This window comes from Streptomyces sp. NPDC096012 (genome assembly GCF_040426375.1).
GTDB lineage: Bacteria > Actinomycetota > Actinomycetes > Streptomycetales > Streptomycetaceae > Streptomyces.
The window spans coordinates 72,951-93,970 of sequence record NZ_JBEOTD010000014.1 but is presented as its reverse complement, the minus strand read 5'-3'; the positions used below and the strand labels follow the sequence as shown (position 1 = coordinate 93,970).

General features: G+C 73.4%; 16 protein-coding genes and 3 pseudogenes. 8 read left to right on the top strand and 11 right to left on the bottom strand.

From position 1 onward, the window contains the following. The first annotated feature begins 11 nt into the window (after positions 1 to 11). Positions 12 to 416, top strand: coding sequence for a hypothetical protein (locus tag ABVB68_RS16510; RefSeq protein ID WP_353601772.1), 405 nt, complete (start codon positions 12 to 14; stop codon positions 414 to 416). Beyond that, positions 413 to 1,324, top strand: coding sequence for a hypothetical protein (locus ABVB68_RS16505; protein ID WP_353601771.1), 912 nt, complete (start codon positions 413 to 415; stop codon positions 1,322 to 1,324). The genes ABVB68_RS16510 and ABVB68_RS16505 overlap by 4 nt, the downstream gene beginning before the upstream one ends. 355 nt (positions 1,325 to 1,679) lie before the next feature. Here the strand turns inward: ABVB68_RS16505 and ABVB68_RS16500 are convergent, their stop codons facing one another. Continuing rightward, entirely contained in the window at positions 1,680 to 2,816 is a 1,137-nt protein-coding gene (locus ABVB68_RS16500; protein ID WP_353601770.1) for a glycerate kinase, read from the bottom strand. A gap of 399 nt (positions 2,817 to 3,215) precedes the next feature. On the opposite strand from ABVB68_RS16500, the gene ABVB68_RS16495 reads away from it, so the two are divergent. Both ABVB68_RS16495 and ABVB68_RS16490 read left to right on the top strand, forming a co-directional pair. After that, a complete protein-coding gene (locus tag ABVB68_RS16495; protein WP_353601769.1) occupies positions 3,216 to 4,292 on the top strand; it encodes an ADP-ribosylglycohydrolase family protein in 1,077 nt (358 codons plus the stop codon). 28 nt (positions 4,293 to 4,320) lie between these two features. After that, positions 4,321 to 4,815, top strand: a complete 495-nt coding sequence (locus tag ABVB68_RS16490; RefSeq protein ID WP_353601768.1) for an NUDIX domain-containing protein — start codon at positions 4,321 to 4,323, stop codon at positions 4,813 to 4,815. 140 nt (positions 4,816 to 4,955) lie between these two features. Here the strand turns inward: ABVB68_RS16490 and ABVB68_RS16485 are convergent, their stop codons facing one another. Further along, complete coding sequence (locus ABVB68_RS16485; RefSeq protein WP_353601841.1) at positions 4,956 to 5,468, bottom strand: NUDIX domain-containing protein; 513 nt, start codon at positions 5,466 to 5,468, stop codon at positions 4,956 to 4,958. A gap of 106 nt (positions 5,469 to 5,574) precedes the next feature. Continuing rightward, positions 5,575 to 6,073: pseudogene (locus ABVB68_RS16480) on the bottom strand (DUF4291 domain-containing protein). Positions 6,074 to 6,514: 441 nt separating this feature from the next. Between ABVB68_RS16480 and ABVB68_RS16475 the strand changes: the two are divergent. The 3 genes from ABVB68_RS16475 (at position 6,515) to ABVB68_RS16465 (ending at position 10,566) form a co-directional block, all read left to right on the top strand. Next, positions 6,515 to 8,026 carry a sialidase family protein gene (locus ABVB68_RS16475; RefSeq protein ID WP_353601767.1) on the top strand — a complete coding sequence of 504 codons (1,512 nt, stop codon included), beginning with the start codon at positions 6,515 to 6,517 and terminating at the stop codon, positions 8,024 to 8,026. Next, positions 8,027 to 8,494, top strand: a complete 468-nt coding sequence (locus tag ABVB68_RS16470; protein WP_353601766.1) for a hypothetical protein — start codon at positions 8,027 to 8,029, stop codon at positions 8,492 to 8,494. It abuts the gene before it with no gap. 758 nt (positions 8,495 to 9,252) lie between these two features. Beyond that, complete coding sequence (locus tag ABVB68_RS16465; protein ID WP_353601765.1) at positions 9,253 to 10,566, top strand: vanadium-dependent haloperoxidase; 1,314 nt, start codon at positions 9,253 to 9,255, stop codon at positions 10,564 to 10,566. A 146-nt stretch (positions 10,567 to 10,712) separates the two neighbouring features. On the opposite strand, the pseudogene ABVB68_RS16460 reads toward ABVB68_RS16465, so the two are convergent. Next, positions 10,713 to 10,907: pseudogene (locus tag ABVB68_RS16460) on the bottom strand (DUF4291 family protein); the annotation flags it as partial. A gap of 237 nt (positions 10,908 to 11,144) precedes the next feature. On the opposite strand from ABVB68_RS16460, the gene ABVB68_RS16455 reads away from it, so the two are divergent. Then, positions 11,145 to 11,879, top strand: coding sequence for an SIR2 family NAD-dependent protein deacylase (locus ABVB68_RS16455; RefSeq protein ID WP_353601764.1), 735 nt, complete (start codon positions 11,145 to 11,147; stop codon positions 11,877 to 11,879). Between the two features lie 113 nt (positions 11,880 to 11,992). On the opposite strand, the pseudogene ABVB68_RS16450 reads toward ABVB68_RS16455, so the two are convergent. The 7 genes and pseudogenes from ABVB68_RS16450 to ABVB68_RS16420 form a co-directional block, all read right to left on the bottom strand. After that, positions 11,993 to 12,484, bottom strand: a pseudogene (locus ABVB68_RS16450) (methylated-DNA--[protein]-cysteine S-methyltransferase); the annotation flags it as partial. Between the two features lie 239 nt (positions 12,485 to 12,723). Next, on the bottom strand, positions 12,724 to 14,205 hold the full coding sequence (locus ABVB68_RS16445) for an AlkA N-terminal domain-containing protein (RefSeq protein WP_353601763.1): 1,482 nt from the start codon (positions 14,203 to 14,205) through the stop codon (positions 12,724 to 12,726). Positions 14,206 to 14,299: 94 nt separating this feature from the next. Beyond that, positions 14,300 to 15,106 (bottom strand): methylenetetrahydrofolate reductase, encoded by an 807-nt coding sequence (locus ABVB68_RS16440; RefSeq protein ID WP_353601762.1) that lies wholly within the window; start codon positions 15,104 to 15,106, stop codon positions 14,300 to 14,302. Between the two features lie 840 nt (positions 15,107 to 15,946). Continuing rightward, positions 15,947 to 16,459 (bottom strand): O-acetyl-ADP-ribose deacetylase, encoded by a 513-nt coding sequence (locus tag ABVB68_RS16435; protein WP_353601761.1) that lies wholly within the window; start codon positions 16,457 to 16,459, stop codon positions 15,947 to 15,949. Beyond that, positions 16,456 to 17,865, bottom strand: coding sequence for a phytoene desaturase family protein (locus ABVB68_RS16430; RefSeq protein ID WP_353601760.1), 1,410 nt, complete (start codon positions 17,863 to 17,865; stop codon positions 16,456 to 16,458). The genes ABVB68_RS16435 and ABVB68_RS16430 overlap by 4 nt, the downstream gene beginning before the upstream one ends. Positions 17,866 to 18,075: 210 nt before the next feature. Beyond that, entirely contained in the window at positions 18,076 to 18,921 is an 846-nt protein-coding gene (locus ABVB68_RS16425) for an inositol monophosphatase family protein (RefSeq protein ID WP_353601759.1), read from the bottom strand. 198 nt (positions 18,922 to 19,119) lie between these two features. Then, a complete protein-coding gene (locus ABVB68_RS16420) occupies positions 19,120 to 20,931 on the bottom strand; it encodes a gamma-glutamyltransferase family protein (protein ID WP_353601758.1) in 1,812 nt (603 codons plus the stop codon). Positions 20,932 to 21,020: the final 89 nt, after the last annotated feature.

Genomic DNA, 21,020 nt, shown 5'->3' with positions numbered 1-21,020 from the left:
GGGAGAAAGCGGTGACGCGACCCGGACCGGGCCACGAGCGACTCGGGGAACTGTGCCGCAGGCTGATGGCGACACCGGCCGAGCTGACCGCCGGCGAGGCGGTGCGGCGGCTTGTCGACCACATCCTCGCCGAGGTGCGCGACGGCCGTCCGCCCGGGGCGCTGGAGGACGCCTTCGACGAGCTGGAGGAACTGCTCCTCGCCGCCGGGCACAGCGCCGGCCTCGGCTCCTACCGCACCACCCCGGGCTCGTACCAACGCCTCCCGGGCGCCGGCCACGGCCACCCGCCGTTGTATGTGCTCGCCTGCCCCCTCGGCCACTGCGCACGGGTCGAGGCACCCGCCGCCGACCCCGGCCGGGGGCCGCGCTGCCTCGTCTTCGACCGGCCGCTGCGCGAGATCACGCTGCGGCCATGACCGCCTTCCTCAACACGCTCGGCGGCAGGCTCGCCGAACGCTGGATGGCGCTCCTGGCGGTCCCCGGTCTGATCTACCTGGCGACGCTCGTCTGCGCCGTCACCCTCGGTCAACGCCACTGGAGCGACACCGGGCGCCTGCGCGACCGTCTCGGTGCCCTGGCCACCGCCCCCGGCGCCCACAGCCCGGGCTCCCTCGCCGTGGCCGCGCTCGCCGTCCTGGCCGGTGCGGCGGCCGTCGGGGCCGCCGTCCAGGCGGTGGGAACGTGGTGCGAGAAGGCCTGGCTCACCGAAGCGCGCGGACCCGTCACCCGCCGGCTGACGGCCCGTCGCCTGCGGCGCTGGCAGGACGCCGACCGGGCCTACCGCGCCGCGCTGGTGGCCGCCGGACGCGCCACGATCGCCGGCAGCGGCGACGCCGGCCCGCTCACCGAGTCCGCCGAGCGGCACCACGCCGTCCGGGCCCGCATCGCCCTCGCCGCACCCCGTCACCCGTTCTGGGCCGGCGACCGGATCACCGACCCCGAACGCCGGGTCTGGCGCGCCTACCGCCTCGACCTCACCGTCGCCTGGCCCCACCTCTGGCTCCTCGCCCCCGACGGCACCCGCACCGAACTCACCGCCGCGCGCACCGCCTTCACCTCGGCCACGCGCCTGCACGCCTGGGCCATCGCCTACCTCCTGCTCGGCCTCTGCTGGTGGCCCGCCGCGGTCATCGGCCTGCTGGCGGCCGTGACCGCGGCCGGCCGAGGGCGCGAGGCCGCGTCCGGCTTCGCCGACCTCACCGAAGCCCTCACCGATCTGCACGGCAAGGATCTCGCCCTGGCCCTGGGCATCCCCTGCGACGGCGGCCTCACCCGCGAGGTGGGCGCGGAGATGACGCGTGTCCTCGGCAAGGACGTGGCCTGAGGGCCTCTCCGACCATTCCCGTCTCCCGCGCGCGGCCGTGCACGCACTCTCGCCGCCGTGGCCGCGGACCCGGGTACGTCCGGTACGAGGGCCCGCGGCCGGCACGCCGAGAGCACGCACCCGACGCCGCGCCGCCCTCCGGCAGACGACACGAATGGTCGGACAGACCCCGGACCGGCCCCGGCACCGCCCCGGACGGCCGAGCCCCGGGTACGTCCGGCACGGGGCCCGGGGGCCGGCACGCCGAGAGCACGCACCCGACGCCCGCGCCGCCCTCCGGCAGACGACGAGAATGGTCGGACAGACCCCGGGCCGGCTCCGGCGACCGTCCCGGGCGGCCGAGCCCCCGGGTACGTCAGCTCAGGTGGTCCTCGGCGATACCTGCGGCGACCCGCTCGAGGATCGGCCCGGCCTCGGCGATGCACCTGGCCACGTCGGGCTCGACGGACGTCAGCGGATACGCCCGGCCGATCCCGGCCCGGCGCAACGCCTCCTCCGGCAGCGCGAGCCGCCCGCACACGGCCACCACGTCCTTGCCCGCGGCACGCGCCGCCGCGGCGACTCCCGCCGGCGCCTTCCCGTGCAGCGTCTGCTCGTCCAGCGAGCCCTCCCCGGTGATGACCAGCGAGGCCCGCTCCAGGGCGGGGGCGAAGCCCAGTACGTCCAGCATGACCTCGATGCCGGGCCGGAAGCGGGCGCCCAGCAGCAGGGCGCCGTAGCCGATGCCGCCCGCCGCCCCCGCGCCCGGGGACGCCGCGTACCGCGCCGCCCGTGGACCGGCCTCGGCCTCCAGCACCTTGGCGAAGTGGGCGAGCGCCGAGTCCAGGGTCGCCACGTCGTCCGGCGAGGCGCCCTTCTGCGGGCCGTACACCGCCGGCGCGCCCTTCGGCCCGGTCAGCGGATTGTCGACGTCGCTGGCGAGCACCAGCTCGACCGAGGACAGCCGGGGATCCAGACCGGTCAGGTCCGCGCGGGCCAGCCCGGCCAGCCCGCCGCCGCCGGGAGCCACCGGCTCGCCCTCGTCGTCCAGGAACCGCGCGCCCAGCGCCGACAGCATCCCGGCGCCGCCGTCCGTCGTGGCGCTGCCGCCGACGCCGAACACGATCGTCCGCGCGCCCGCGTCGAGCGCGGCCCGCAGCAGCTCCCCGGAGCCGTACGTCGAGGCCGTCAGAGGCGCGAAGACGCCGGCCGGGAGGCGCTGGAGGCCGCTCGCCTCGGCCATCTCCACGACCGCGGTGTCGCCGCGCAGCGCGAACGCGGCCGTCACCTCCTGGCCGAGCGGCCCGGCGACCCGGACCTCCCGCCGCTCGAAACCGGCCGCGACCGCCGCGTCCACGGTCCCGTCGCCGCCGTCGGCCACGGGCAGCGCCTCGACGGGAAGGTCCGGCACGATCCGGCGCAGCCCGGCCGTCACCCGCTCGGCGACCTGCACGGCCGTCAGCGAGCCCTTGAACTTGTCCGCGGCGATGAGCACCCGACGGGTCTCGTCCACTGCAGCGTCCGCCACCTTGCATTCCCCTTGCTCTCCGGGCCCCGCGCACGTCAGGGCCAGTCGCGCCGCTGCGACCATAACCGGAGGACACCCCCGCCGTCATGCCCCGACCGAAGGCTGGGAAGCTCCCGCGAACCGGCCGCCGCACGCCTGCCACCGGACGCCTGGGAAGCTCCCGGGAACGGCCGCCGCACGCCGGGCGCCGGACGCCTGGGAAGCTCCCGCGAACCGGCCGCCGCACGCCGCACGCCGGGCGCCGGGCGCCGGGCAAGCTTCCGGGTACGGCCGCCGCACGCCTGGAAGGCCCCCGGGAACCGGCCGCCGCACGCCCGGGACGATCCCGCGAACCGGCCGCCGCACGCCTGGGAAGCTCCCGGGGAAAACGGGTAGACCCCCGCCATGACCAGCCAGCGCCTGGAATACGCCGCCCTCGCCGACCGCATCCACGGCGGCTGGCTCGGCCGGATCGCGGGCAACATGCTCGGCAAACCTGTCGAGCAGGGCGACGTGTGGACCCGCGCCCGTATCGACCGCTATCTGCGGCGGGCCGGCGCGCTGCCACTCACCGACTACCTGCCGGAGCCCGCCGACGCGGCCGAGACCGCCGAACTGCGCCCGGAGTGGCGCGCGTGCGTGCGCGGCCGGATCCACGGCAGCTGCCGGGACGACGACGTGGACTACGCGATCCTCGGGCTGCACCTGCTGGAGACCCACGGCTTCGCCTTCAGCACCGAGCAGGTCGGCGACCTGTGGCTGCTCCGGCTGCCGTACCTGCAGACCTTCACGGCTGAACGGGCGGCCTACCGCAACCTGGCGAACGGGCTGAAGCCGCCGCTGACGGCGACGTACGAGAACCCGTACCAGGAGTGGATCGGGGCTCTGATCCGCGCGGACGTCTACGGCTGGACCTGCCCCGGCGATCCGGCCCGCGCCGCCGGCCTGGGCCGCCGGGACGCGGTCCTGTCGCACACCGGCAACGGTGTCTACGGCGCGATGTTCGCGGCCGCGCTGATCTCGGCGGCGTTCACCGCCCCCACCGTGCGGGACGCGCTGGAGAGCGCGCTCGGCCTGATTCCGGCGAGCAGTCGCCTGGCCCGTACCGTGCGGCGGGTGGCCACTCTGCACGAGACACGGCTGCCCTGGGAGGAGACCCTGGCCACGCTGTCCGAGGAGACCGCCGGCCTCGGCTGGATCCACACGGTGCCGAACGCCGCCGTGCTCACCGCCGGGCTGCTGTACGGCGACGGCGACTTCACCCGGACCCTCGCCCTGACCGTGCGCGGCGGCCTGGACACCGACTCCAACGGGGCGACGGCCGGCTCGGTGGCCGGGGTACTCAACGGCGCGGCCGCGATCCCGGCGCAGTGGCGGGACCCGCTGGAGGACACCGTCCGCAGCGCGGTGTTCGGCTTCGACGGCGTGCGGATCAGTGCGCTGGCCGAACGCACCCTGCGCCTGGCGACGGCCGGAGCGTGACCGTCCGGCGTCTGGTTACCCTTCCCCCATGACCACGACTCCTGACTTCGCCACGTACATCGCCGGTCTGCCCCGTGTCCTCGCCGGTGCGGCCGCGCTGTTCCGGGACGCCGAGGGACGTGTGCTGCTCGTCGAGCCCAACTACCGCGAGGGCTGGGCGCTTCCGGGCGGCACGGTCGAGTCCGACGACGGGGAGACCCCGCGCCGGGGCGCCCGCCGGGAGACGCTGGAGGAGATCGGGCTCGACAGGGAACTCGGACGCCTGCTGGCCGTGGACTGGGTGCACGGCGCGGGCCGGCCGCCGCTGGTGGCGTATCTGTACGACGGCGGTGTCCTCGCGGACGCCGACCTCAAGGCCATCCGGCTGCAGGAGGAGGAACTGCTGTCCTGGCGGCTGGTCCCCCGCCAGGACATCCCCGACCATCTGCCCGGCGCACTCGGCCGCCGCGTCCTGGCCGCCCTGGACGCCCTCACGAGCGGCACGGGCCCCCTGGAACTGGAGAACGGCCACCCGGCGACGTAACCGACGACCGACCTGGCCTCCCGGCAACGACCTCGCTCCGGCCGGCCGGCCGGCGGCCGGTTCCGCCGAATGCGCATCGCCGTTGGCGTCTTCCGTGCTGTGGCTGCAAGCAGGCACCCCAGCCCGAGAAGCGGGCAAGGTCAGGACCGCGCGGTCCGGAACGCGAGATACCGGTCGAAGGCTTCGTGGCTGTCGGGGGTGAAGCGCCACTCCAGCAGGGCCGACCGCAGCGCCGGCTTGGTCAGCCAGCCATGCCAGGCGACCTCGTCAGGATCGGCGGCCACGGCCTCCGGCACCACGGCCTGGTGCACGCCGAGCCAGTGAGGACTCAGACCACTGCGGTTGAGGAACGTGAACAGCAAGCGCGGCAGCACACGAATGCCCAGCTCTTCGGCCAGCTCCCGCGCGGCGGCCTGTTCATAGGACTCACCGACGTCCACGGCGCCACCCACCACGACCTCATAGAGACCGGGGAAGCGCGACAGCTGCTCCGACCGCCGGTGAACGAGGATCCGCCCACGCTCATCACGACACACCGTCACGGCGACCCGGTGCAGCCAACCCTCCCGGATGGCCTGCCGGCGGCTGACCACCGTCCCCAGCACACGATCTTGATCGTCGACACGCTCCACCAGTTCGTCCACGGCCCACACCCTGGCAGAGCCCACTGACAAGGCCGCTTCTCAAGGCACGGCTTGCCATGGATCAAGCCGTCGTTCCCTGATGAGTAGCGGCCAGCTGGCGCGTGAGCTCGCCAGGTCATGGGCGCAGGTTCGCCAGCGGTTCGTCCCCGGCGGGGTAGGGGCGCTCCGTGAGCAACAGTCGGGCTGCGGAGGTCAGGTCGCCGGCGCCGACGAGGGCATGGATCTCGTGTGCCTGCGGGGTCACGTCACGGATGTTGACCGTCCACTCGTCCGCGTAGCGTCGTACGGCCTCGCCGCAGAGGCCGAGTTGCAGGGAACGGGAGGGCAAGGGTTGCAGGCTCAGGTCCCGCTCGGGGTCCCACTGGACACGAGCGGGCGCCCGCTTCAGCTCACGCTGCCAGGTGGCACGGTCGGGGTGTACCCCGCGGGCGTAACTCGACAGGCACGCGTGCCGTAGCGCCCAGTCGAAGCCGTCACGGGTGATCTCGACGGCCAGAACGGTCTCCTTGACCCGCCTTCGTGGCCCAGCCGCAGCGGTACATCATCCACAGGAAAGACGGCTTGATCCATGTCAGGCCGTGCTCACAGTCCTTTCCGGTGCACCCCGTGCGCACTGTTCGGCCCGCTTCGAAAAGAGTTCGGTTTCTCGCGACGGACGCGGCCCGCCTCCTCGTAGAGCAGACGAAGGCACCACCTGTACCGCTCTACGCACCATCGCCCTTGGTCCGACTCGCGAACCCACGAGGTACCTGTGGCTCTCCTCTCGACACTCCGTCTTCACCGCCACCCGCGGTCGCGCGGGCGTCTCGCCGTCGGGTTGCTGGCACTCATCGCCGGAACCCTCCCGAGTGTGTCGGCCGACGCCGCCACCCCGCCCTCCGGATCGGTCAGCGACACTGCGCCCACGACCACGTGGAGCGCCGGTCCCTTCGCCGTCCCGAACGTCTCCGGCACTGCCGGGACGGTGAGCTGCGGGAATCCGCAACTCTGCGACGACTACACCCTGAACGTGTCGGTGCCCGTGGGCTACGACGCCGGTCACAGCCTGCGCGTCGATGTCAAGTGGCCGGACCGCCGCCGACTTCGACCTGTACGTCCTCGGCGCAGACGGCCGTGAGGTGGCCGCTTCCGCCTCTTCCAGCGACCCGGAGACCGTGCTGCTTCCGGCGGTGACGGCGTCGTACACCGTGCGTGTGGTGCCGTACGCCCCGCTCGGCGACAGCTTCAGCGGCACCGCGAGCCTGGTCGCCGATCCGGCCGACCCGCCGCCGAGTACGGCGATCCCACCGATGTACGCGAACTCCTCGGCGCCCGACAGCCTCAAGGACGCGCACAACGCCGGCGAACCCTCGATCGGCGTCGACCGCGCGACCGGTGCCGCGATGTTCCAGTCGTACACCTCGACGTTCAAGGTCACTTACGACGCCGCCGGCGCCGCTACCTGGCAGGACAAGAGCGCCAACGCGGGCAACGGCTGTCCCCAGGGCAGCGTCACCAGCCTCGACCCGATCCTGTTCACCGACCCGGCCACCCACCGCACCTTCGAGTCGCAGCTCGCTGGAAAAACCGCCCTGACCTGCTACACCGACGACGACGGCGAGACGTGGACGCCGACCAGCGGCTCGGGCATCAACTCCGGTGTGGACCACCAGACCATCGGCGGCGGCCCCTTCACCACGGGCGAGCCGGGCTCCGTCACGTCGTACCCGAACGCCGTCTACTACTGCTCCCAGGACATCGCCGACGCTTCCTGCGCGGTCAGCCGGGACGGCGGTCTGACGTACGGACCCGCCGTTCCGATGTACTCGCTGCTGGACTGCGGCGGCCTGCACGGGCATGTGAAGGTCGCCCCGGACGGCACGGTGTACGTGCCCAACAAGGGCTGCGGCGGCAACCAGGCCGTGGCCGTGTCCGAGGACAACGGGCTGACGTGGACCGTCCGCAAGAACCTGTCCAGCACCCCCGGTGACTCAGACCCGAGCGTGGGAATCGGCGCCGGCGGGACCGTGTACATGGGCTACCAGAACAGCGACGGCACCGCGCGGATCGCCGTCAGCCACGACAAGGGCAAGACGTGGCTGTACGACCAGAACGTCGGCGCATCCCTCGGCATCAAGAACATCGCCTTCCCCGCCGTGACCGCAGGCGATGACAACCGCGCCGCCTTCGCCTTCCTGGGCACCACGACCGGGGGCAACTACCAGGACACGGCCAACTTCAAGGGCGTCTGGCACCTGTACGTGGCCACCACCTACGACGGCGGCCAGTCCTGGGTCACTGTCGACGCCACGCCCACCGACCCGGTACAGAAGGGGTCCATCTGCACGGGCGGCACCACCTGCGGCCAGGACCGGAACCTCCTGGACTTCATCGACGTCACCCTCGACGCCCAGGGCCGCGTGCTCGCCGCCTACGCCGACGGCTGCACGGGCACCTGCGCCACCGGTGGCGCGCAGAACTACGACGCACTGGCCTCCATCGCCCGCCAGTCCTACGGCGACACGCTGTACGGCGCGTACGACGCCCTGGTCGCCGGCAAGCACAAGAAGTCCAAGGGAGGCCGTTAGGTGAAGCCGTTCGCCCCGGCTGCCGTGCTGGTCGGCGCCGTCCTCTGTCTGGCGGCCGTCACCGGATGCTCGCCCGCGCCCCGGAACACCGGGCCCTTGCGTGCGAGGCCGTACACGGGCGCCTCGGCGCCCGGCGGCTGCCCCACCGCCGCCTCACTGTCGCTTCCCAAGGACTTCCCGGCGGATCTGCCGGTGCCCGAGGGCGCGATCGTGACTTCGGTGGAGCACCGCACCGGCGGCCGGCTGATCGTCGCCACGGTCGCACGGAGCGGCTTCGACGCCACCCTGGCCCTTCTGCACAAGCGGCTCCCCAAGGCCGGATACACCCCGAAGGACGGTGAGGTGGAGGAGGACGACGCCGAGTCGAACTTCTCCTCCCCGACCGTCCGGGGCCGCTGGACGCTGCGGAAGATGCCCGACTGCGAGGGAGGGGTCTACCTGACGTACCTGACGTCCGCGGTCTCCTGAACCCGGCCCGGCCGAGGCCTCTTCCCGGCCGGTGGAACCGCGAGGCTGCCAGGCCTCGGGCGCCGGCACTACGGGGGCCGCGAGGAGCCTTCTCCGCATCGCCTGCTGGTACGCGGAAAGCTCCGGCTCGCAGTCCGGCGGCGTGACAGCGGTCGACGTACACGCCGTCCCGCACGGCCTCCCGCGCGTCGTCCTACGCATGACCCCCACCGAGGGCCGGTGGACCGCGCTGAGCCAGCACTCTGTAACTGGGCGTTTGTCTGCTGGTTCAGCGTCGCTCTTCGGCCCCGGAAAGAGGCTATGAGCGCGGCTTGATGACCCACGTCAAGTCGCGTTGACAGCCCTTTTGCACCGAGAGTCTTTCGGCGGCAGCAGCCACGTCGCCTCCACCAGCGACGTTTCGGTTCGAGTGGCTAGGGAGTCGGACCGGTCGGCTTGGGGGCTGACGCGGTGTCCGGGGTGAGGATGCGCAGGGCGGTGCGGATACGGTCGAAGGCTGCGATCGGGTGTTGGCCGTCGTCGGACACGAACCGCAGGGGCTGTCAGGCGGTGATCTCCGCACAGCGGGCGGTGAGGCATTCGAGGGCGCCTTGAACCTGCCCGATTCGCGGCGAGTTGTCTTGCTCACCCAGTAGGCCGTTGCTATGCCTTGGGCACTCAACTCTAGGGAGCACGCTGTGTACCAAGAGCCCCCTCTTCCCGCTCCTCCGCGTTCACGTGCCCGGGGATTCATCTGTGCCGTCGCGGGGATCGCCCTCGTGACGCTCACCGCCGCGACAAGTCCCCCCGACGCGCACACCCGGACCGCGGCGGACCCGGCAGCCGTGGTCCGCGAGTGGAACGCCATCGCCACCGACACGATCAAGACCGGCCTCGGCCCACGCCCCTCCGGTCAGGCAGCGATCTGGGAGGGATTCGTCTCCGTCGCCGTGTACAACGCCGTGGTGGGGATCGAAGGCGGCTACGCCCTGTACAAATGGCACGAGCGCGGTCCGGCCAAGGCATCCTCCGCGGCGGCCGCCGCCACCGCGGCCCACGACATGCTGCTCACCTACTTCCCCGCCTTCAAGGAGCGGCTCGACACCGCCTACGCGGACTCGCTCGCCGCTCTTCCGGCCGGTCATACCAGAGACCAGGGCGTGGACTACGGAAAGCGCGCCGCCGCCCGCATCATCGAACTCCGCGAAGGGGACGGAAGGTTCGCCGACGTTCCGTTCACCGCTGCCCCGGCACCGGGGGTCTGGCGGCCCACCCCGCCCGCGTTCCAGCCCTTCATCGACACCTGGCTCGCCAGGCTCCGCCCCCTCCTGCTCACCTCCCCGCAGCAGTTCCGGCCCGGCGGACCACCCGCCCTCTCCTCGGCCGCTTACGCCGAGGATGTCCAGGAGCTGAAGACCATGGGCGTGAAGACCGGCTCGGGCAGGAGCTCGCAGCAGACCGAGACCGCCCTCTTCTTCAGCGGCAACCTGGTCGAACAGATCCAGATCGCCGTACGGGACCACGCCGCCCGGCACCGGCTCGGCATCGCCGAGACGGCCCGGCTGTTCGCCGCGGTGAACGCATCGGCAACCGACGCCGTCGTCACTGCATGGGACGCCAAGCTCCACTACGGCACCTGGCGGCCGATCACCGCCATCCGCCTCGCCGACACCGACGGCAACCCCGCGACGACGGCGGACCCGGCCTGGGAGCCGCTGCTCCTCACCCCACCACACCCGGACTACATCGCCGGCCATACAACCGTCGCCGCCGCCGTGACACGCGCCCTGACCGGCGTCCTCCGCACCTCGCACATCGACCTCTACGTCCCCTCCGAAGTCACCGGCACCACGCGGTTTTACGGGTCCGCCGACGACCTCGACCGGGACGTCGTCGACGCGCGTGTGTGGGGCGGCGTGCACTCCCGCACGGCGGACGTAGTCGGCTGCCGGGCCGGCACCCGCGTGGCCGCCTGGGCGCTGGACCACTACTTCAAGCCGGTCGGCAGGGACGGCACCCAGCCGTCCCTGCCGACTCGAGCGCCGCGGCAGGACAGCCTCGCCGAGCCGGAGTGCGGCGACGACACCGACTGACCCACAGAGCCGCAGAGGACCCAGCGTCGAGCCGGGTCCTCTGCGCATCCTGCCTCGAGCACTGGATCAGCGGGGAAACTTTTCCCTTGCAGGGGCCAGCCACTTCCGACAGAGGGAAAAGGCCATGAACGCGGCTTGGTGACTCACGTCATCCGGTCCCGCTTCCACGCAGCGGGAAACCTTCCCTCGCGGACGGCGGTCAGGCCAAGCTCCGGCGAGTACGCCTGATAAACGGTGATCGTGGATGCTCTATAGGTCGCGCGGATCTCACGTCGCGGTTGTTCCCTGGCGTACAGCCTCGGGGCGGTCCGTGCGGGTAGCCACTGATTTTCGGCGCGCATGGACCGCAGATGGGGAACGAGACAGCCGACAGCCGTATCGGCCCGGCTACCGTCCCCTTGGTGGTCCTTCACCTGGTCGATGACGGGCCGGGCCGACGCGGAGAGCCCGGTCCTTCGTCAGCGCGCACGGCACTGCCGGCGGCAGTGTTCGCTCGGGTGGAAGAGGGAGGACACCTGAACCGTGGGGCGCGGCGATATCCGTTCGCCGCGAGCGGGCGGCCGTCCTACTCTCGGCCCATGAACAGGCCACTCGTCGCCATTCTCAGTGGTGCAGGCGTCTCCACCGATTCCGGGATTCCCGATTATCGCGGTCCGAACGGGCTGTGGCGGAAGGATCCCGAAGCCGAGAAGCTCGTGACGTACGACTACTACATGAGCGACCCCGAGATCCGACGCAGGTCCTGGCGAATGCGACGCGGGAACCGGACGCTGAGGGCCGAGCCCAACGCCGCACACCTGGCCGTCGCCGAGCTCGAAAAGTCCGGCGTCCCGGTGCGGGTGATCACTCAGAACGTGGACGGACTGCACCAGCTTGCCGGTATGCCCGCCCGCAAGGTGCTCGAACTGCACGGCACCGCGCGCAGCGTCGTGTGCACCAAGTGCCACGCCCGGGGGTCGATGGAGGACGCGCTGACCCGCGTCGAGGCCGGGGAAGAGGACCCGCCCTGCCTGGAGTGCGGCGGGATCCTGAAGTCGGCCACCGTGATGTTCGGCCAGCAGCTGGACCCGGTGGTCCTCGGCGAGGCGCTCGGCATCGCCAAGGCCTGCACCGTCTTCATCGCCGTCGGCACCAGCCTCCAGGTTCAGCCCGCCGCCGGCCTCGCAGGCGTCGCCGCCGACAACGGCGCCCGGCTCGTCATCGTCAACGCCGAACCGACACCGTACGACGAACGCGCCGACGAGGTGGTCCGCGAACCCATCGGCACCGCCCTGCCCCGGATTCTCACCGGTCTGAGCGACCAGGAGTCCTGAGCCGGCCCGCGACGGTCGGGCGCGGGTCAGGCGGGGCGGTCGGCCACTTCAGGCTCGGCGTGGCCCGCGGGCCCGGAACGGACCGCACCGACCACGGCTCCGGACATGCCCGGGAAAAGGGCAGCCGTGCCGCGCTCGAAGTCCAGCAGCCGGCGCTTGCGGTCCAGGCCGCCGCCGTATCCCGTCAGGCTGCCGTTGGCGCCGATCACCCGGTGGCAGGGGACGACGATGCCGACCGGGTTGCGGCCGTTGGCCAGCCCGACCGCTCGGGAGGCCTTGGGATTGCCGAGGGCGTCGGCGAGTTCGCCGTAGGTGAGGGTCTCACCGAACGGGATGCGGGTGAGCAGTTCCCACACCCTGCGCTGGAACGGGGTTCCGTGCAGGGCCGGTTGGAGGCTGAACTCGGTCAGCTCACCCGCGAAGTACGCGGACAACTGCTCCTCCGCCCGGGCGAAGCAGCGCAGGCCGCTCGTGCGCGGGCCGAAGCTCTCCTCGGGCGGACGGTGCCGCTGGCCGACCATGTACAGGCCGCACAGTGCGCCGTCGGCATCGGCGACGAGGGTGAGCGGGCCGTACGGGCTGTCGATGACGGTGTGACTGTTCACTGCCGACCCTTCTTGTACGAGTCATAGGAGTGGGACGCGTTGTGCGGGCCCGAGCGGGTCCGTACGACCGGTGCGGGCCTGTGCTGCCAGACCGGTGCGGGCTTGTGCGGCCGACCGGTGCGGGCTTGCGCTGCCAGACCGGTGCGGGCTTGCGCTGCCCAACCGGTGCGGGCCTGCGCCGCCGACCGGTGCGGGCCTGTGCTGCCGACCGGTGCGGGCCTGTGCGGCGTTCAATGGGCTCATACCGGAAGGAAGTTGATGGGGTGGGCGTCGGTCGCCCACAGGTACTGGACCGCGTACGCCCGCCACGGGCGCCAGGCCTCGGCGCGCGCGGTGAGCGCGGCCGGTGTGGACGGCAGGCCGAGTTCTCCCGCGGCCCGGCGGATGCCGAGGTCGGTGGGGAGGAAGGCGTCGGGATCGCCGAGGGCACGCATGGCGATGACGTCGACGGTCCAGGGCCCGAAGCCCGGCAGGGCGAGCAGCCGCGCGCGGGTCTCGGCCCAGTCCGATTCGACGCCCAGGTGCAGGGTGCCGTCGGCGAGTTGCCGCACGAGGGTGGTCAGGGTGGTGCGCCGGGTGCGGGGCATGGCCAGGGTCTCGGGGTCCACGGCGGCCAGTGCCTCGGGCGCCGGGAAGAGATGGGTGAGGCCGCCCTCGGGGTCGTCGAGCGGCTTGCCGTGCGCGGTGACCAGGCGGGCCGCGTGGGTGCGGGCGGCGGCCGTGGACACCTGTTGTCCGAGGACGGCCCGGACGGCGAACTCCGCCTCGTCGACCGTGCGCGGCACCCGGCGGCCCGGGGCCCGGTCGACCAGGGGTGCCAGCAGCGGATCGGTGCGCAGCCGGCCGTCGACGGCGACCGGGTCGGCGTCCAGGTCCAGCATGCGGCGGCAGCGGCTGATCGCCACCGTCAGATCGCGCAGGTCGCTCAGGGCGAGCCGGCAGGCGATGTGCTCGGGGCGCGGGGTCAGGGCGACGATGCCGTGCCCGTAGGGCAGCCGGAGCGTGCGCCGGTACGCGCCGTCGCGCCACTCCTCGACGCCGGGTACGGCCGTGGCGGCGAGGTGGCCGAAGAGGTTGCCGGGGTTGAGTGGGGCGCGGAACGGTAGGCGCAGCGAGAGGGTGCCCGGGGTGCTCGCCGCGCGGTTGCCGGGGACCCGGTCACGCAGCCGGCTCGGGGACAGGGCGAAGACCTCGCGGACGGTGTCGTTGAAGGCGCGGATCGAGGAGAAGCCGGCCGCGAAGGCGATGTCCGCCATCGGCAGCGGCGTGGTCTCGATGAGCAGCCGTGCGGTCTGGGCGCGCTGGGCGCGGGCCAGCGCGAGTGGTCCCGCGCCCAGTTCGGCGAGCAGTTGCCGCTCCACCTGCCGGGCGCTGTAGCCGAGGCGCCCCGCGAGGCCGGGCACGCCCTCGCGGTCCACGACGCCGTCGGCGATGAGCCGCATGGCCCGGGCGACCAGGTCGGCGCGCTGGTTCCACTCCGGGGAGCCGGGGCTGGTGTCGGGACGGCAGCGCTTGCAGGCCCGGAAGCCGGCCTGCTGGCAGGCGGCCGCGCTCGGGTAGAAGGTCATGTTCTCGGCCTTCGGCGGGACCACCGGGCAGCTGGGCCGGCAGTAGATCCGCGTGGTCAGGACGGCCGTGAAGAACCATCCGTCGAACCGCGCGTCCTTGGACCGCACGGCGTGTACGCAGTGCTCCCGGTCGAGGTGCATCCCTGTCTGCATACGTCCAGCATCGTGCGGCGCACGCCCCTGCCGCTGGCGGAAATCCGACACGTACGTGGACGTGACCAGGTCCGACGGCGCCCGGCCCGGGCTGCTAGGAGAGGCTCGCCCGCCGGAACCGGGCGACCCACTCGGCGGTGGTCCGCAGTCCGCCGAACGTGTAGAAGTGCACCTTCACCCGGCCGTGCCGCGCGGGGTCGTACCGGTCCGCCAGTGCGTGCAGGAAGCGGTCCGGACCGGTCGTCCCCATCAGGTTGGTCAGCGAGAAGCCGTACTTCCGGGCGACGGAGGCGCTGGTGGCGACGCCGAACCGGGTGGCGTAGCCGAGCAGCCGGCGTACCCCCGCCGGGCCGGGGACCCCGATGCGTACCGGCAGGTGCACACCCCGGGCACGGACGGCCTCCAGCCAGGTGAGGACCGGCTCGACGTCGAAACCGAACTGGGTGATGACGTCACCGCCGAACCGCTCGGCGCCGATGGCCGCCGCCTTGTCGGTGAGCGCCGACCACAGGGCGGGCGTGGATATCGCCGGGTGGCCCTCCGGGTAGCCGCTGATACCGATGTGACGCACGCCGTGGTGCCGCAGGAGTCCGGTGCGCAGCAGGGCGAGGGCGTCCTCGTACGGGCCCTCGGGGCGGGCGGGGTCGCCGCCGACCACGAAGACGTTCTCGCTCGTGCCGTCCGCCGCCAGCCCGGACAGGAAGTCCTCCAGGGCGGAGCGGTGGGGCAGCCGCCGCGCGGAGATGTGCGGTACGGGGACGAAGCCGAGCCGTTTGACCGCGCGCGCCGCTTCCAGCCGCGTGGAGAGGTCCTCACCGGCGAGGAAGGTGATGTTGATCCGGGTACCGGCGGGGATGCCGTCCCGAGCCTCCTCCAGCCGGGTCACGTCCTTGCCGGTCATCTCCAGGGAGAAGTCGTCCAGCAGGGAGACTCCGGCGGACCGCGGGGTGGCGGAGGGCGAGGAGGAGGCGCATAGGGAGGCCGCGGACGGAGGGGAGGAGATCGGAGCGCGGGACGCAGGCGGCGAAGCGGAGGCGGAGACGGAGGCTGCGGGCGGAGAGCAGGAGACGGATCCGGAAGCCGCAGGCCGGGAGCAGGTGGCCTGGGCAGGGGACGCGGGCGGAGCGGCGGAGACGGATCCGGAAGCCGCGGGCAGAGAGCAGGGGGCCGGGGCGGGGGACACAGGCGGAACGGCGGAGGCGGAGACGGAGACGGAGGCCGCGGAGGGGGAGGAGGCGGGTGCGGGGGCGGCGGCCTGCTGCGGGCTCTCCGCTCCGTTCCGTCCGGGGGCGTCCCCGTCGGGCGGGGCGGTGAGAGCGGGGTTCATCGTGCTCCTCGTGCGGCGGTGGTGCGCGTGCGGCGGTGGTCCTGACCCCGGCCGATGATGCCACGTGGTCGGCTGCCGCCCCGGCCCAGGGGGCGCGCACGGGTCCGACAGCACCCCGGTCCAGGGGCCCGCACCGGTCCGACCGCACCCCGGTCCAGGGGACGCGCACCGCTCCGACCGCACACCGACCCCCAGGGGGCCCGCACCAGTCCGACCGCACACCAGTCCGACCGCAACCCGGCCCAGGGGACCCGCACCGCTCCGACCGCACACCGACCCCCAGGGGACCCGCACCAGTCCGACCGCACACCCGTCCGACCGCAACGCGGCCCAGGGGACACGCACCGGTCCTTCCGAGGGTCTGGAGCCTTCCCCGTGGGCGGCACGCGGTCGGGGCGCCGTACGGCGGGCCCGTCAGCCGGTCTGCCGGGCGAACGCGTCGTACGCCCGCTCGTCGAAGAGGACGAAGCGGGCCTCCTCGACGGCGGTCGGCGTGTTCCGGACCGTTGCCACCGCGATGCGCGCCGCGTCGTCCATGGGCCACCGGTACACGCCGGTGGAGACGGCCGGGAACGCGACCGTGCGGGCGCCGAGTTCGTCGGCCACCCGGAGGGACTCCCGGTAGCAGGCGGCGAGCAGGTCGGAGCGGTCCTCGGTGGCGGACCAGACCGGGCCCACCGTGTGGATCACCCAGCCGGCGTCCAGTTCGCCCGCCGTGGTGGCGACCGCCTGCCCGGTGGGCAGTCCCCCGCCGTACCGGGAGGCGCGCAGCTTGCGGCACTCCTCCAGGATGGCGGGGCCGCCCCGGCGGTGGATCGCGCCGTCCACTCCCCCGCCGCCGAGGAGGGAGGAGTTGGCGGCGTTGACGATCGCGTCGGCGTGCTGCCGGGTGATGTCGCCCCGCACGAGCGTGATGGTGACGGTCATGTCTGCCTCAGCCTCCGCCAGACGGCCTTGGCCGCGTTGTGCCCCGACATGCCGTGCACACCCGGTCCGGGCGGGGTGGCCGAGGAGCAGATGAACACCGCGGGGTGGGGGGTGTGGTACGGGAAGAGGGACGGTTTGGGGCGCAGCAGGAGCTGGAGCCCGGAGGCCGCGCCGCAGGCGATGTCGCCGCCGACGTAGTTGGCGTTGCGGGCGGCCATCTCGGCGGGGCCGGCGACGGCACGGGCGAGCACGCGGTCGCGGAAGCCGGGGGCGAAGCGCTCCAGTTGGCGTTCCATGGCGTCGGTGAGGTCGCCGGACCAGCCGTTCGGGACGTGTCCGTAGGCCCAGAAGACGTGCTTGCCGGCGGGGGCCCGGCCCGGGTCGACGACGCTGGGCTGCACGGTGATCATGAAGGGCCGGCCGGGGGCGCGGCCCTCGCGGGAGGCGGCGCGCAGGGCGGTGCCGATCTCGGCGCTGCTCGCCCCGATCTGGACGGTTCCGGCGACGCGGGCCTCGGGCGCCGTCCAGGGCACCGGGCCGTCCAGCGCGTAGTCGATCTTGAAGACGCTGGGGCCGTACCGGTAGTTCGCGTAGTGGTCGCCGAGGCCGGCGATGCGGGCGAGCGCGGTGGGTGAGGTGTCGAAGACGTAGGCGCGCGCGGGCGGCAGGTCGTCCAGGCGCTTGACCTCGTAGTCGGTGTGCACGGCACCGCCGAGGTCCTTCAGGTGGGCGGCGAGGGCGTCGGAGATCGCCTGGGAGCCGCCGCGGGGCACCGGCCAGCCGCGGGCGTGGGCGGCCAGGGCGAAGACCAGGCCGATGGCGCCGGTGGCCAGGCCGCCGAGCGGGGCCATCACATGGGCGACCAGGCCCGCGAACAGGGTCTTGACCCGGTCGTCCTTGAAACGGCGCATCAGCCAGGTGGACGGGGGCAGCCCGGCCAGGCCGAAGCGGGCCAGGGTGACGGGGTCGCGCGGGAGCGCCGTCAGCGGCAGGGACATGAAGTCGCGTACCAGGGTGTCCCAGTGGGGCAGGAACGGCTCGACGAGTCTGCGGTACGCCCCCGCGTCGCGCGGTCCGAAGGAGGCCGCGGTCTCGGCCACCGACCGGGACAGGACGGCCGCGCTGCCGTCGAGGAAGGGGTGCGCCATCGGCAGCTCGGCGTGCAGCCACTCGAGGCCGTAGCGCTCCAGGGGCAGGGCGCGGAAGGCGGGCGAGTTGATACCGAGGGGGTGGGCCGCCGAGCACGGGTCGTGCCGGAAGCCGGGCAGGGTCAGCTCCTCGGTGCGGGCGCCGCCGCCCACGGTGGCCTTCGCCTCGAAGAGGGCGACCGAGAACCCGCGGCGGGCCAGCTCCACCGCAGCGGTCAGTCCGTTCGGTCCCGCACCCACCACGACCGCATCGAGCATCGACGGCACCTTCGGACCCCTTCGTCAGCCGATGGCCAGTCCGGTCAGGATATGCCGCGGGACTGCCACACCCCGGCCCGGGTGGCCCGCGAAGGACAGCGGCTCGGTGCGGCGGCCGCGTGATCCCGTCGGCCCCCTGGCCGGCCGGTCGCCAAGCGGAATGCCCGCCCGGCGAGTCGGTCACCGCCCAGGGGCGCGCGTCCTTGGTCGTCAGACCGCCGTGCGCAGCAGGTCGGCCAGCCGGCGGGCGGTGGCGGCGTCGCGGGCGGCGGTGAACGGCAGTGCGTTGCCCCCGGTCACGCGGAACGGCTCGCCGCTGAGCGTGCTGTGCGCGCCGCCGGCCTCCTCGACCAGGAGCAGGCCGGCCGCGTGGTCCCAGGCGGCCTCCCAGGAGAACGCCACCGCGTCCAACTGGCCCCGGGCGACGGCGAGGTACTCCAGGCCCGCGGATCCGCAGGGCCGGGGTGCGATGCCGTCGGTCCACAGGGCGCGCAGGGAGCGCTTCTGCTCGTCGGTCGTGTAGTCGGGGTGGGAGGTGGCGACGGTCAGATCCCGGCCCGGTGCGGGCGGCCCCGCGAACAGCCGCTCGCCGTCGAGGAAGGCGCCCCGGCCACGTACGGCGGTGGCGAACTGGTCGCGTGCCGCGGCGTAGGTCCAGGAGGCGGTGACGACGCCGCGGTGGGCGAGGGCGACCAGCGTGCAGAAGCCGTCGTCGCCGTGCACGAACTGGCGGGTGCCGTCGACCGGGTCCACGATCCACACCGGGGCGTCGCCCTGGAGTGCGTCGTAGCTCGCGGGGTCGGCGTGCACCGCCTCCTCGCCGACCACGACGGAGCCGGGCAGCAGGGAGGCGAGGCCCTCGGTGAGCCGCAGCTCCGCGAGGCGGTCGGCGTCCGTCACCAGGTCGTGCGGTCCGCTCTTCTGGTCCACCTCGTGCTCGGCCAGGCGGCGGAAGCGGGGCAGGATCTCGGCCGCGGCCGCCTTGCGGACCGCTTCTTCCACGTCGTGCGAGCAGCGGTTGAGAAACTCGTCGATGGTTTCCGTGTCTCCGATCATGTCTCCATGAGAACATGCGCCACTGACAACACCCGCCCGCCCGGTGCACACCAGGTGGAATCGGGATGAACAACCGGGGCCGCACGGGACCGGCGGGCCGGCCGCCGCCCGTCGGGAGCCGGACCTCGTTCGTCCCGGGCTCCTCGCGAGCCCGGCGCCGTCGAGGGCCCGGCCACGGCCTCCTCTGAAGCCCCTTCCTCAGCGGCCCACCGCATACCCCTGCATCCCGCGCGGGTTCGCCGCCGCCGACAGGACGCCGGTCTCCGGGTCCCGCGCGACCGCGCACAGGCGGCCCTCGGACCAGGCGGGACCGACGGTGACGTCGTGGCCGCGCCGCCGCAGTTCCTCGATGACGGCGGCGTCCGCGCGGGCCTCCACGGTCACGCTGCCGGGGCGGCGGCCGCGCGGGTAGAAGGAGCTGGGGAAGCTGTCGTTGTGCCAGTTCGGGGCGTCGATGGCGCCCTGCAGGTCGAGACCGCCGCGGACGGGGGCACGCAGGACGGCGGCGAGGAAGAAGTGCAGCTGCCACTGGTCCTGCTGGTCGCCGCCGGGCGTGCCGAACGCCAGGACCGGCACGCCGTCGCGCAGGGCCAGGGACGGCGTGAGAGTGGTGCGGGGGCGGCGGCCCGGGGTGAGGGTGTTCGGCAGGCCGTCCTCCAGCCAGGTCATCTGCAGTCGGGTGCCGAGCGGGAAGCCCAGCTCGGGTACGACCGGGTTGGACTGGAGCCAGCCGCCGCTCGGGGTGGCCGCGATCATGTTGCCCCAGCGGTCGACCACGTCGAGGTGACAGGTGTCGCCGCGGGTCGTGCCGTCGACCGCCACGTACGGCTCGCCGGGGAACTCGGCGACGGTCGGCTCCCCCGCGCCCATCGGGTCGAAGCCGGCGGTGGGCTCCACGCGCGCGTGGGCCTGCGCGGGCAGCCGCGGGGGGCGCCCGCCGGGGCTGCCGGGGCGCAGGTCGTGGGAGGCCCGTTCGCCGACGAGGGCCCGCCGTGCGGCGTTGTAGTCGTCCGAGAGGAGTGCGGCGAGCGGAACGTCGGCCGCGTCGCCGTACCAGGCCTCGCGGTCGGCCATGGCGAGCTTGCAGCCCTCGATCAGCAGGTGGACGTAGTCGGCGGAGCCGTGGGCGGGCAGCTCGGGCGGGAGCAGGGCGAGCTGCTGCAGGAGAGCGGGGCCCTGGCTCCAGGGGCCGGCCTTGCACACGGTCCAGCCGTTCCAGTCGTACGTCACCGGGGCCTCGTAGGCCGCCGTCCAGCCGGCCAGGTCGGCCTCGGTGAGGGTGCCGGTGTGCCGTTCACCGCTGGTGTCCAGGGTGGGCCGCCGGGACTGCCGTACCAGGGCCTCGGCGATGAAGCCGGAGCGCCACACCTCGCGCGCGGCGTCGATCCGGGCCTCCCGGTCGCCGGCGCCGGCGGTCTCGGCGAGCAGCCGCTTCCAGGTGGCGGCCAGGGCGGGGTTGCGCAGCAGTTCGCCGGGCCGGGGTGCCCTGCCACCGGGCAGGTAGACCTCCGCCGACGACGTCCACTCCGTCTCGAACAGCTCCCGTACCGTCTCCACGGTCGCGCCGACCTTCTCCACGGGCGGGTGCCCGTGCTCGGCGTAGCCGACGGCGTATTCGAGGACCTCGTCGAGGGACTTGGTGCCGTGGTCGCGCAGGAGCAGCAGCCAGGCGTCGAAGGCACCGGGCACGGCGGCCGCGAGCGGGCCGGTGCCGGGGACGAGGTCGAGGCCGAGTCCCCGGTAGTGCGCGGTCGTGGCGCCCGCCGGGGCCACCCCCTGCCCGCACAGCACGCGTACCGCGCCGCCGGCCGGGGCGAGCAGGATGGGCACCTCGCCGGCGGGTCCGTTCAGATGGGGCTCCACCACGTGCAGCACGAACGCCCCGGCCACCGCGGCGTCGAAGGCGTTGCCGCCGTCCTCCAGGACCGCCATCGCCGACTGGGAGGCGAGCCAGTGGGTGGAGGAGACCATGCCGAAGGTCCCCTGGAGGGTCGGTCGGGTCGTGAACACAGGGCCCCTCACCTCGCTGTCGACGTACATCGGCCTGGATGGTAGGTGCTCGGGGACGGCCCCTGGGGTGAGAATCCGGGGAGTCGGCG